General features: G+C 40.1%; 11 protein-coding genes and 1 tRNA gene. 8 read left to right on the top strand and 4 right to left on the bottom strand.

Features of this window, described 5'->3' with window-relative positions; all coding sequences use genetic code 11:
- Positions 1–39: 39 nt before the first annotated feature.
- The 4 genes from VRK28_RS00275 to VRK28_RS00260 all read left to right on the top strand — a co-directional run bounded on the left by VRK28_RS00275 (position 40) and on the right by VRK28_RS00260 (position 1,901).
- Positions 40–312, top strand: coding sequence for a late competence development ComFB family protein (locus VRK28_RS00275; RefSeq protein ID WP_062567015.1), 273 nt, complete (start codon positions 40–42; stop codon positions 310–312).
- Positions 309–467, top strand: coding sequence for a YbaM family protein (locus VRK28_RS00270; RefSeq protein ID WP_082710998.1), 159 nt, complete (start codon positions 309–311; stop codon positions 465–467). The genes VRK28_RS00275 and VRK28_RS00270 overlap by 4 nt, the downstream gene beginning before the upstream one ends.
- 72 nt (positions 468–539) lie before the next feature.
- Positions 540–1,427: a DMT family transporter gene (locus tag VRK28_RS00265; protein WP_062567016.1), complete on the top strand. Its 888-nt coding sequence runs from the start codon at positions 540–542 to the stop codon at positions 1,425–1,427.
- Positions 1,428–1,658: 231 nt separating this feature from the next.
- Positions 1,659–1,901 (top strand): hypothetical protein, encoded by a 243-nt coding sequence (locus tag VRK28_RS00260; RefSeq protein ID WP_332393077.1) that lies wholly within the window; start codon positions 1,659–1,661, stop codon positions 1,899–1,901.
- Between the two features lie 15 nt (positions 1,902–1,916).
- On the opposite strand, the gene VRK28_RS00255 is transcribed toward VRK28_RS00260, so the two are convergent.
- The 4 genes from VRK28_RS00255 to VRK28_RS00240 are packed head-to-tail and all read right to left on the bottom strand — an operon-like array spanning position 1,917 to position 6,878.
- Positions 1,917–2,573 (bottom strand): tRNA (adenine(22)-N(1))-methyltransferase, encoded by a 657-nt coding sequence (locus VRK28_RS00255; RefSeq protein WP_062567017.1) that lies wholly within the window; start codon positions 2,571–2,573, stop codon positions 1,917–1,919.
- Positions 2,573–3,502 carry a class I SAM-dependent methyltransferase gene (locus VRK28_RS00250; protein WP_062567018.1) on the bottom strand — a complete coding sequence of 310 codons (930 nt, stop codon included), beginning with the start codon at positions 3,500–3,502 and terminating at the stop codon, positions 2,573–2,575. Before VRK28_RS00250 ends, VRK28_RS00255 begins: the two co-directional genes overlap by 1 nt.
- 5 nt (positions 3,503–3,507) lie before the next feature.
- Positions 3,508–5,502 (bottom strand): excinuclease ABC subunit UvrB, encoded by a 1,995-nt coding sequence (gene uvrB / locus VRK28_RS00245; protein WP_054563646.1) that lies wholly within the window; start codon positions 5,500–5,502, stop codon positions 3,508–3,510.
- Positions 5,499–6,878, bottom strand: coding sequence for an MATE family efflux transporter (locus tag VRK28_RS00240; RefSeq protein WP_058583763.1), 1,380 nt, complete (start codon positions 6,876–6,878; stop codon positions 5,499–5,501). The genes uvrB and VRK28_RS00240 overlap by 4 nt, the downstream gene beginning before the upstream one ends.
- Positions 6,879–7,940: 1,062 nt before the next feature.
- Between VRK28_RS00240 and VRK28_RS00235 the strand changes: the two genes are divergently transcribed.
- The 4 genes from VRK28_RS00235 to rsxB all read left to right on the top strand — a co-directional run bounded on the left by VRK28_RS00235 (position 7,941) and on the right by rsxB (position 11,718).
- Positions 7,941–8,017: transfer RNA gene (locus VRK28_RS00235), tRNA-Asn, on the top strand.
- 181 nt (positions 8,018–8,198) lie between these two features.
- Positions 8,199–10,142: an EAL domain-containing protein gene (locus tag VRK28_RS00230; protein WP_062567019.1), complete on the top strand. Its 1,944-nt coding sequence runs from the start codon at positions 8,199–8,201 to the stop codon at positions 10,140–10,142.
- Between the two features lie 438 nt (positions 10,143–10,580).
- Positions 10,581–11,162, top strand: coding sequence for an electron transport complex subunit RsxA (gene rsxA / locus VRK28_RS00225; protein ID WP_054553689.1), 582 nt, complete (start codon positions 10,581–10,583; stop codon positions 11,160–11,162).
- 1 nt (position 11,163) lies between these two features.
- Positions 11,164–11,718, top strand: a complete 555-nt coding sequence (gene rsxB / locus VRK28_RS00220; RefSeq protein WP_054563643.1) for an electron transport complex subunit RsxB — start codon at positions 11,164–11,166, stop codon at positions 11,716–11,718.
- Positions 11,719–11,723 lie beyond the last annotated feature (5 nt).

Here is an 11,723-nt window from a genome sequence, read left to right as displayed (position 1 = left end):
TATACACTTAAAAAGACTTTTTAATTAGGCTCACTCTGTATGAAATTGCATGACGACATTCACAACTACTATGAAAAATTAGTTGTCGAAGACATCACTAAGCGCAACTTAGAATCAACCTATAGTGATGATGTTATGGCAGATTTATGCTGCACCGTATTAAATCAACTGCCAGCCCGCTACATCCGCTACGATGTCGATATGGAATTTTACTTACCACAAACAGAGCGTATTAAAATGGAGCAACAAGTGCAAACTGCTATCGATGTGGCCATCAGCCAAGTTGCTAAGAAAAAGGAACTGCAAAAATGAGCAATGAGTTAGAAAGCGCACCTAACTATATAAAAATTGCTGTTGATCTCATTATGCTCTTAGAGCAAAACGACGTTCCCGCCGAAGATGTATTAGCAGCTTTAGAAATCGTAAAGTCTGATTTCGAAAAGAAACTCCCACAATCAACTGATTAATAGTCCGAAAATGGCGAGTATTGGGGCATAAATTTGGTATGCTCAGGTTTTATAATTTAAGAATGTAAAACCATGTCATTGCCAAGTTTATTACGCTTATTCATCCTTGCTGCTATTTGGGGCGCTTCCTTCTTATTTATGCGCATGGCAGCGAATAGCTTAGGCCCTGCAGTATTAATTGAGTTAAGAGTCGGCTTTGCAGCAATAACACTGTTTATTTTTGCGCTGTACTTACGCAAGAAACTTGCGTTCGCGACCCACAAAAAGCATTTTTTCATTATTGGCGCGCTTAATTCCGCCATTCCTTTTTTATTGTTTGCCTATGCAGCACAAACAATTAATGCATCTACCTTATCCATATTAAACTCAACAACGCCAATTTGGGGTGCCATAGTCGGTATTATTTGGAGTAAAACAAAACCCACTAAAAGTATGTTGCTTGGCTTGCTATTAGGCTTAACGGGCGTAGCCATTTTAGTGGGGCAAAATAGCCTCACTATCGACAGCCAAGCTATCACAGCAATTGTTGCGGCATTGTGTGCTTCACTCAGCTACGCCATCGCATCCCATTACACTAAACATGCACCTAAGTTATCTGCTTTTGATAATGCCCATGGCAGTATGTGGGCGGCGAGTATCATGGTGCTGCCGCTTATTTTTGTTATTCCTGCCAGAGAAATGCCAAGTAACGAGGTTATGCTTGGTGTGGTGGCACTCGGAGTGCTGTGTACTGCAGTGGCATATATCTTGTTCTTTCGCTTGATTGATGACATTGGCCCAACCTCTGCGTTGACTGTTACTTTTTTGATTCCACTTTTTGGCATAGTGTGGGGAAATTTAATTTTAGATGAGCAAATTGGTCCCAATACCTTGGTTGGCGCACTCTGTGTTATCGCAGGTACCATGCTCGTTACAGGCTTTATTCGCATCAAGCCGTTTCTAAAACGAAACACCTTGTAACAGAATGCAAATTGCATTTTTAAATACAATCTATACTCTATTATACCAATTCGCTTAATTAAGTAGTCTATTTTGAGGCAATAAAACCTCGTTGATAACAAGGCAAAAATTTCGTTATTTAGTTGTTCTAAATGAGAAATTTTTAACGCAGTTAGCGACAGGTTTAATCCCTCAAAATGATTAAGTATTATAGTGAATTGGTATTGGGTACTAAAAAGGAAGGAGAAGTGTATGTCAGGTACTACCATGGTGGTGTTAATCGTGCTGATATCAGTTGGCTCTGGGGTAATTTATGATATGTATAAAAAACACCTTGAGTTTAAATCACGAACTTTAAAAAATTCAAAAGAAGCCAACGAACATGTAGCCGAAGTAACAAAAGAGCTGCAAGAGCTAAGAGAGCGAGTACAAACTCTCGAAGCCATTATTACTGACTCTAGCTACAGCGTAAAACAAGAGATTAATAAACTTTAATTAAGTTAACTCTAATTAAGACAATAATGCCCTGTATTGTTCAAGCACAGGCTGATAATAATCGGCGTCTTGATTTAACATACGTTGGTAATGAGCACATAACTGCTTTAAATACGTTTGGTGCTCTTTACTTGTTAGCTGCCACATTGAGTGCCCTACTCGAGTGATCTGTTGCGAGGATGACGCACTCATGGCTATAACTTCATAAAATCGTTTGTTTTCACACACTAACTGCTCAGAGACGAGCCCCAATGGCAGTGTTTGTAAATAGCTACGAACTTGATAACTGTGATGTACAGGGCAAACAATAAAGTCGATGTGCGTATTTGGCTGTTGGCTTACAATCTTCGCTAAGAACTGCACTAACAACTCACCACCCACTCCAGCAATAATAACAAGATGGCGTTTTTTAGGATCTGGTGAAATCATTGCTACATCTTGGCAATGTACCTGCCAACGGCCGCGTTGCTCTCTTTTAGCAAAACGTTCGAGTTTATCACCTAGTGCCTGCATTAACTCAGGCACAATATCAACAAAATGTATAAGCGGTGCTTTATCTTTCTGTAGCAGCTCAATGCCTAACAAACCGTGATCACAGCAACAATCCCAGATTTCGTCATAACCTGAATCTACCACATCAATGATGGCTGATAGTCGTTTACTCAGTGCCATTAGTTTGCTGTTTTATAAACTAACGCTTTTAAGCTGCGATCACTGTCTACTTCAATAAAACCATCGGTAGGAGCTAATCGCTCAACAAAACTAATTGCTCCTTGTGTATGATCGCTAATGAGTTCTTTAAACGCCTGCTCTGAAAGCTCAGGGCTATTGGCACACAGTAATAATTGGGTGTTTTCATTTAACAGCTCAGGTAAACGACGCAAGATTTTTTGATAATCCTTGGTCAATATAAAGCTGCCCTTTTGAAAGCTCGGTGGATCAACAATGATTAATTCATACGGCGCTGATTTTTTTAGTTTACCGAATGATTTTAAAATATCGTGCGGAAAATAACTAACCCCTTGAGCAAAACCATTTAACTGATGGTTTTGTTTACCAGTTCGCAGCACCCCTTTATTCATATCCATATTAATAACTTGGTCAGCACCGCCTTGCATTGCTGCAACAGAGAAGCCACACGTGTATGAAAATAGGTTGAGCACTTTTGCATTTTTACTATTGGCTTGAACAAACTCTCGGCCACGGCGCATATCAGGGAAAATCCCAGTATTTTGGCGACTCAATAAATCGACTTTAAACTTAATACCATTTTCACTGACATGGTGCTCTTGGGGTAATTCACCAAACATTAGGGCATTACGAGTGTTAATGCCGCTACGTTGTTGGTAAACCAATGCACTTACAAGCTCTGGCGCATTCTGTTGCGCCCATTGCCACAGGGTATCAGTTAATTGCGCTAGCACTTGTTCATCTATTTCTTCATATGAAACTAAAAAAAGTGCTGGCGGATAAAAGTCTAAGTTTATGTGGCTCAGCTCAGCGACTGAGTGACCACGGCCATGGAATACACGACATAATTCATTAGCAGCAAGTGGAGCCTCTGCTAAGGCATTTAAAATGGCAGAAAAATCGTTTGTCATCATCTTTAGTTAATTAACTGTTGTTGTAATTCGTGAATTTCATCACGCACAGACGCCGCTTTTTCAAACTCAAGATCGCTAGCATAAGCATGCATTTTCGCTTCAAGGGTTTTGATTTGGCTAGCAATATCTTTCGCGCTGAGCACTTGTTTAGACTCTTTACGCACCAACTTAAGGTTATCTTTCGGACTTGCCTCTTCACCCACATCCATAATATCGGTGATACTTTTAACCAGTGCTTGCGGCTCTATACCATGCTCAAGGTTATAAGCTTGTTGTTTTTCACGGCGACGGTCTGTTTCATCAATGGCTTGTCGCATCGAGTTAGTTATGCGGTCGCCATACAGAATCGCTTTACCATTTAAGTGACGTGCAGCACGACCAATGGTTTGAATAAGTGAGCGAGTCGAACGTAAGAAGCCTTCTTTATCTGCATCAAGTATCGCAACAAGTGAAACCTCTGGCATATCGAGACCTTCTCGCAATAAGTTAATGCCCACTAACACATCAAACACACCGGCACGTAAATCACGGATAATTTCGACTCGTTCAACGGTGTCGATGTCTGAGTGCAAGTAGCGAACTTTTACATCATGGTCGTTGAGATAGTCGGTTAAATCTTCTGCCATGCGCTTAGTTAAAGTAGTAACAAGTACCCGCTCGTTCACTTCAACTCGTTTATAGATCTCAGAAAGTAAGTCATCAACCTGGGTGCCCACAGGGCGCACTTCAATTTCTGGATCAATAAGCCCGGTTGGACGAATGACCTGCTCAGCAACCTCCCCTGATGAGCGCTCAAGCTCAAAGTCACCAGGTGTTGCCGACACATAAATAGTTTGCGGCGCAATAGCTTCAAATTCTTCAAAGCGTAATGGGCGGTTATCTAATGCCGATGGCAAGCGAAAGCCATACTCAACAAGATTTTCCTTACGGCTTCTATCGCCTTTATACATAGCACCAATTTGCGACACAGTAACGTGTGATTCATCAATAATCATCAATGCATCATCAGGTAGGTAATCTAATAATGTCGGAGGTGGATCGCCTGGTGTTCTACCTGATAAGTAACGCGAGTAGTTTTCAATGCCTGAGCAATAACCAAGCTCGGTCATCATTTCAATATCGTACTGGGTGCGCTGAGCAATACGCTGCTCTTCCACAAGTTTGTTGGCACTAAGTAGCTGAGCTCGGCGGTCTTTAAGCTCACCTTTAATTTTATCAATGGCATCAAGAATTTTTTCACGGGGAGTTACATAGTGGGTTTTCGGATAAATAGTCGCGCGCACAATGTGCTTTTCAACAGCCCCTGTAAGCGGGTCAAAAATACTTAAACGTTCAATTTCATCGTCAAACATTTCCACACGAACTGCGTAAGTATCCGATTCAGCAGGAAATATATCGACCACTTCGCCACGTACACGGTATGTACCGCGGCTAAATTCAATATCGTTTCGAGTATATTGCAGTTCAGCAAGACGACGCAGCATATCGCGCTGATCGACGGTTTCACCCACTTTAAGCAAGAGCATCATCTTCATGTATGAGTCAGGGTCGCCCAAACCATAAATAGCAGACACCGAAGCCACAATAATGGTATCGCGTCGCTCAAGCAGCGCTTTGGTGGCACTTAAACGCATTTGTTCAATATGCTCATTGATGGAGGCGTCTTTTTCAATAAAGGTATCGCTGGCAACAACGTAGGCTTCTGGCTGGTAATAATCGTAATAAGATACAAAATACTCAACCGCATTATGAGGGAAGAACTCTTTCATTTCGCCATAAAGCTGTGCAGCGAGTGTTTTGTTGTGTGCCATGATGATAGTTGGACGATTCAAATCATTAATAATATTGGCCATGGTGAAGGTTTTACCCGTTCCCGTAGCCCCTAATAATGTTTGATGCGCAAGCCCAGCCTCTAGGCCATCTTTTAATTGCGCTATTGCCGTTGGTTGGTCACCACTTGGCTGAAATTTCGAAACTAGTTGGAAATGGTCGCTCATGAATGACACTCCTTCATATATGACTCACTTAACCCATCAACTTCTTTAATAAACCATTTATAGGCAACCATTGCAGTGAATAAGTTACCAATCGCCGCACCAATAAATAAACCGGTTAAGCCTGCAATTTCGCTGCCTATATAAGCAAAAGGTACATAAAAAACAAACAGACGTACTACACTTAAAATCAGTGCATTCATTGGTTTATGCAGGGCATTAAATGAAGAGTTAGATAAAATAATCACCCCTTGCAAGCCATAACTCAATGGCAAGATATAAATGAATAACTTAATTACATCCATTACTGCTTGCTCTTTACCAAATACATCAGCGATAAAGCCAGAGGTTAACAGCAGTAAAATATAAATAGCGAACTGCCAAATCATCACGAATTTCAAGGTTTTTGTGTAGGCTTCTTTAACACGCTCAAACTTACCTGCCCCAAAGTTTTGACTCACAAATGGCGGCAAGGTCATCGACAAAGCAAGCACCACAAGGCTTGCAATAGATTCAATTCGACTGCCTACACCAAACGCCGCAACCGCTTCAGGACCATGTTTAGCCACTAATGCTGTCATGACCGCCATGGCAATAGGTGTCAGCATATTTGCGCCAGCCGCAGGTAAACCAATTTTAAGAATTTTACGAATCGAGCTAAGCGGCGTTTGTACACCAGCATGCAAACTCAATAGACCATTTTTTACCGCAAGGATGTATAAAATGATAACGACAGCAACTGACCATGCAATAACACTAGCAATAGCTGCGCCTTGAATACCTAATGCCGGAACGGGTCCAAAGCCAAAAATAAGTATAGGGTCTAAAATAGCATTAATCAGCCCTGCTCCCCCCATAACAATACTTGGCGTTTTAGTATCGCCACTGGCTCTAAGTACAGAGTTGCCAACCATAGGGGTAATTAGAAATACGCTGCCTAAGAACCACACACTCATATACTCATGAATAAGCGGTAAGACTAATTCGCCTGCTCCAAGTAACTTAAAGATCGGATCTATTAATAAATAACCTACTACAGATAAACTAAACACCATCACCACCGATACCAACAACGACATGCTGGCATCAAAACGTGCTTCATCTAACTTATCACTACCAAGTGCTTTAGCTATCACCGCAGAGGTACCTATCCCTAAACCAATTGCAAGGCTAATAACAGTAAAAGTAACAGGAAAGGTAAAACTGACAGCGGCGAGAGGCTCTGTACCTAACAAACTAATGAAGAAGGTATCAACCAAATTAAACATCATTAGGGTGATCATGCCAAAGATCATTGGGATGGTCATTTTTTTCAAGGTTGGCAGAATGGGTGAGTTTAAAAGATCAGGTTTAGTTTTGCTCTGCGGTTTCACGCTCATGGGAATACTTTGCCTCTTTTTCTGAACCTGTAAGTTTAAAGCATCCTTCTCTTGCAAGCTATGCTTTATTAACAGAATCAAAATTCATACACAAAACTATTACTTTTGGCGCTTTGACATAAAAATAACCACTAACCCTCATAAAAAACAATATAAAAACAAGTTTAATAGCTTTGTTACAATTAAAAGGCAGTATTCGCTGTTTTTTTACACAATAAATAGCGCCATTTCATCGTCACGAATAAATTTACTCATCAATTCAGCGAGGCTTCAGATAAAATCACTAACACATTGATTTAAAATGAATTAAAAAAAGTGAATTAAATACTTGAAATTGCTGTAGCCCTCGAAAATCCTAGCACTATAGCTGTTCTTAAAGTTTAATAAACAGAGTTATCCACAGAAACCGTGGATAACTCTCTAGAAGCCGCAAATATAAAGGCTTTTAAGGCTAGCCTGAAATGCACAATACTATAAATAGCAAAGCATCTTGTTTTAACCGTTTTATAAGTTTAGTGAAAAGAAGGCGCAAAAAATGTTCTACAGCTACGTGAACTTTAGTATGACAATTAAAATACAAGGAAAGATTACAAGCTAAACATCTGATAAAAAGAACTAAAATTACCTTGTGTATAATTGAAGCCAACTAATTTTAGAATTTTCTATCAAAAATCGGGGTACCCTACCTTTACCTCATTAAGGAAATACACGAAAAAATATCAGGAGTGGGAACTGCCACGAAAAGAATTAGATCTATTTTTTGCCATCCGAAAAAAACATTACATAAATAGTGATTTCCTCGATTTGGTAAAGAATGACTTAGCAAAGAAACCTTTTTTATATTTTTAAAAAATGACTCAGCTCAAAAAGCATGCAAAAAAGTGATGCATTCGACATAGATCCCCCGCTGCTAAGCAAAAAATGTTGAGCTTTTCAGCTACATTTTGCTCAGATCGAACATAAAAACATCGAATAAGCTTCTTTTTTGAATTTATGAAGTTTTTATGTTGACACTTTGCAATGCTGTCATTAATATTTCGCCCCGTTGAAAGGCATGACGCTTCCCCCTTAGCTCAGTTGGTTAGAGCGACGGACTGTTAATCCGCAGGTCCCCCGTTCGAGTCGGGGAGGGGGAGCCAACTCCACGAATCTATTAAAATTTTATCTACTACTATTCGTCGATTGTATTAGACTTTAAAGCACTTATAATCTAACCTAATTTAAGTTTATTCTATATTATGCTTTAGAATACAACGACTATACTTAAAGCAATCAATCAAGGAATTGATTCCTTCCTTTAGGCTTTTAAAAGATAAGAACATGGCTGGCTTTAAAAAACTTATTTTTATACAACTTATATCTTGGTTGCTGTTTGCATTATTAGGTGGTTACTTTATTGCGCTTAGCTTTGATAGCGCAGTCAGTGATGCACAGCAAAAAGCACAGCGTGTAGTAAACGCATATATAAATACACAAACCATTGAGCAACTTGCACCAGAGAAAATACAAAAAGCATTTGCCGATGGCAGTACTTTTTCTAAACTTGTGATCCGTGATCAATCAGGTCAAGTGATTAGCATGGTAGAATCTAGCCAATCCCTACCCTTGTTTGCTGAAATAGTTAATAACAGTTTTAATTCTATTCGCCCTCAGTTCGCCGTTAATCAAACATCTGACATTAAAGTAGAGTTTACGATTAATGCACACAACCTGGCTAGCCTATTACAACAGTCTTTATTTATTGTCGTTTTAATTTCAGGCCTTATTGCCCTACTTCCTATTATTTATATGAAGAGCATGTTCCGCCGCCTAAATCGTAAAATTAGTACGACTATTTCAGATATCGTTGATATTTATATCAACCAAAACCAGGTTAACGGTGACCTTGAGCAAGCGATGGATACCACCCGCTTAAAGAAGCTAAGCAAAGATTTAATTCCATCGTTCAATCGCCTATCGCATTTCTTACAGACCAAGCATGATGACATTCAAAATAATGCGCTAAATATTAAAAAAGAAGCGTATAAAGATGTAGTTACAAACCTTGGCAATCGAAATATGTTTGTTGAGTACTACGAAAAGAATATTGAGAACGCAGAAAAGAGCACCTTTGGTTCGCTTGCCATGGTTCGTTGTAGCGAATTGCAAACCATCAACCAAACCCGTGGTTACCAAAAAGGTGATGAATACGTAAAAGGTGTGGCCGATATTATTAAACATATTAGCGGCACCTATACAGGCAGTCAGGTTTTTCGTTTAAACAGCTCTGACTTTGCAGTGGTATTACCTAATACCCCTCTTAAAGAAGCTGAACGTTTTGGCGATAACTTACAATCGCGTTTTACTCAGTATCAGCAAAACCAAGAATTAAGCTCAGTTGCTAACACAGGTATTGTTGGCTACGAAAAAGGTAAGCCGCTTGGTGAGTTATTATCGATTGTTGATAATGCAATGAGCATGGCGCAATCTAAACAAGCGAATGCATGGCATGTGCAGCGCGAAACAGACTTAGTTAATAACGCCAGCGCAGGTTTTGGTAACCAAAACTGGCGTAAAGTTATTAGCGAAGTTATTGAGTCGAAACGTGTTCACTTGGTTATGCAGAACATTATGCCAATAGGTAAAAGTGTTAAAGCCTATGCCGAGATCCAAGTTCGTTTTAAAACTGCAGAAAATCAAATGCTGCCAACAGCCTCTTTTCTTGCTATGGCAGAGAAGCTAGAAATGGCAATGGAAATTGACCGCTTAATTATCGACACCACTTTAGAAAAAGTTAAAACGCGTAATTTCTCTGAAAAATTCTTTGGTATTAATGTTACTGCATCAAGCGCTCACAATGATCAGTTTGTGATCTGGTTAGAACGCCGCTTACTGAAAGACAGTAACATTGCATCAAAACTTATTTTTGAAGTCAGTGAGTTTGGATTACAACAAAACATTAAAGCAAGTAAACGCTTTATCGATATGGTACATCGCGTGGGCGCACGCATTACTGTAGAACGTTTTGGTGTGGGGTTAACCTCATTTAAATTCTTTAGAGACTTAAAACCTGACTTTATCAAAATGGATGCAAGCTATACTCGCGGCCTCGAAGAAGATAAAAACAATCAATACTTTATGCGTTTAATGGTAGATCTTGCTCACCGTATTGGTGTGAGTGTATTTGCTGAAGGCGTAGAAAGCCAAGAAGAAAAACATATCATCGAAACGCTGTGCTTAGATGGTGTGCAAGGCTATTACATCGAAAAGCCGAAAGATATCTAACCCCTCTTTAAGGCCCAAAAAACCTTACTATTTTTGGGTCTATTCCAGCTATACCCAAGCCACCTCAAGATGCAGAATTCAGCGTTTCACAGGTGCTTAATATCAAGGCGTTACTTTGCAACAATGGTAGTCCCTTTTAAGAAGTAACAACGATGAGAGTAAGTGCCTGTGAAACGCCCAAAGGGTTGGTTTAAAAGCGATTTATACTGCGTTATTGATTTTAACAATAGAACCACTATTGTTTGCAATCAATGCCTTGCCTAAATCGCTTTTAATTCCAACTGAAACTCGCATCTTGAGGTGGTTTGGGTATATTAACTTTGCTTTAACACTTTAATCGTAAACAGCTTTGTTAATTTTAGCTATTCGTCCCTCATGTGTTGTGTCGGCCCCCATAAAAAAGGATAATAGAGCCGTTTTTATTCTCGTGAGGCACGCATGACAGAGTATGTCTTGTTATTGATTGGCACTGTGCTAGTCAACAACTTCGTTTTAGTTCAATTCTTAGGTTTATGCCCGTTTATGGGTGTATCGGGTAAGTTAGATACCGCAATTGGTATGTCTTTAGCCACAACCTTTGTACTTACACTTGCCTCCGTGACTAGTTATCTGGTGAATCATTATATTTTGATCCCGCTGGATATCGAATTTTTGCGTACCATGAGTTTTATTTTGGTTATCGCTGTTGTCGTGCAATTTACCGAAATGGTGGTGAGAAAAACCAGCCCGACACTCTATCGCTTATTAGGGATTTTCTTACCGCTTATCACCACTAACTGTGCTGTTTTAGGTGTTGCTCTACTTAATATCAAAGAAGACCATTCATTCTTACAATCGGCTGTGTACGGCTTTGGTGCCGCAGTGGGCTTCTCTATGGTGTTAATACTGTTTGCCGCATTACGTGAGCGTTTAGCTGCGGCTGATGTCCCTGCTCCTTTTAAAGGTGCTTCAATTGCGATGATCACCGCAGGCCTTATGTCGATGGCCTTTATGGGTTTTACAGGATTAGTGAAGTTTTAATATGACCTTGTTTTATGCTTTGATAGCGTTAGGTTCATTAGCGCTAATTTTTGGTTTAATTTTAGGTTTTGCCGCCGTTCGTTTTCGCGTTGAGAGCAACCCTATTGTTGACCAAATTGATACCATTTTACCGCAAACACAGTGTGGCCAATGTGGCTACCCTGGCTGTCGTCCCTATGCAGAAGCAATTGCCAATGGTGACGAAATCAATAAGTGCCCACCAGGCGGCGAAGCCACGGTAAAAAAACTCGCTGATTTAATGGGTGTTGAAGCAAAACCGCTGGCTGGCGGTGAGCAAGCAGATCCAGTTAAAACCGTTGCCTATATTCGTGAAGATGAATGTATTGGCTGTACCAAATGTATTCAAGCCTGCCCTGTTGATGCCATCGTTGGCGCAACTCGCCAAATGCACACTGTATTAATTGATGAATGTACCGGTTGTGACTTATGTGTTGAACCGTGCCCTGTAGACTGTATTGATATGCTACCTGTCAAAGAAACCAAACAAACCTGGAAATGGCAATTAAACGCAATCCCTGTGACTCAGGTAGATTAGGAGCA

Origin of the sequence: Pseudoalteromonas sp. P80D2, assembly GCF_036680945.1 — a bacterium.
Lineage (GTDB): Bacteria > Pseudomonadota > Gammaproteobacteria > Enterobacterales > Alteromonadaceae > Pseudoalteromonas > Pseudoalteromonas shioyasakiensis.
The sequence above is the reverse complement of the archived record's forward strand: the minus strand, read 5'-3'. Positions and strand labels throughout refer to the sequence as shown.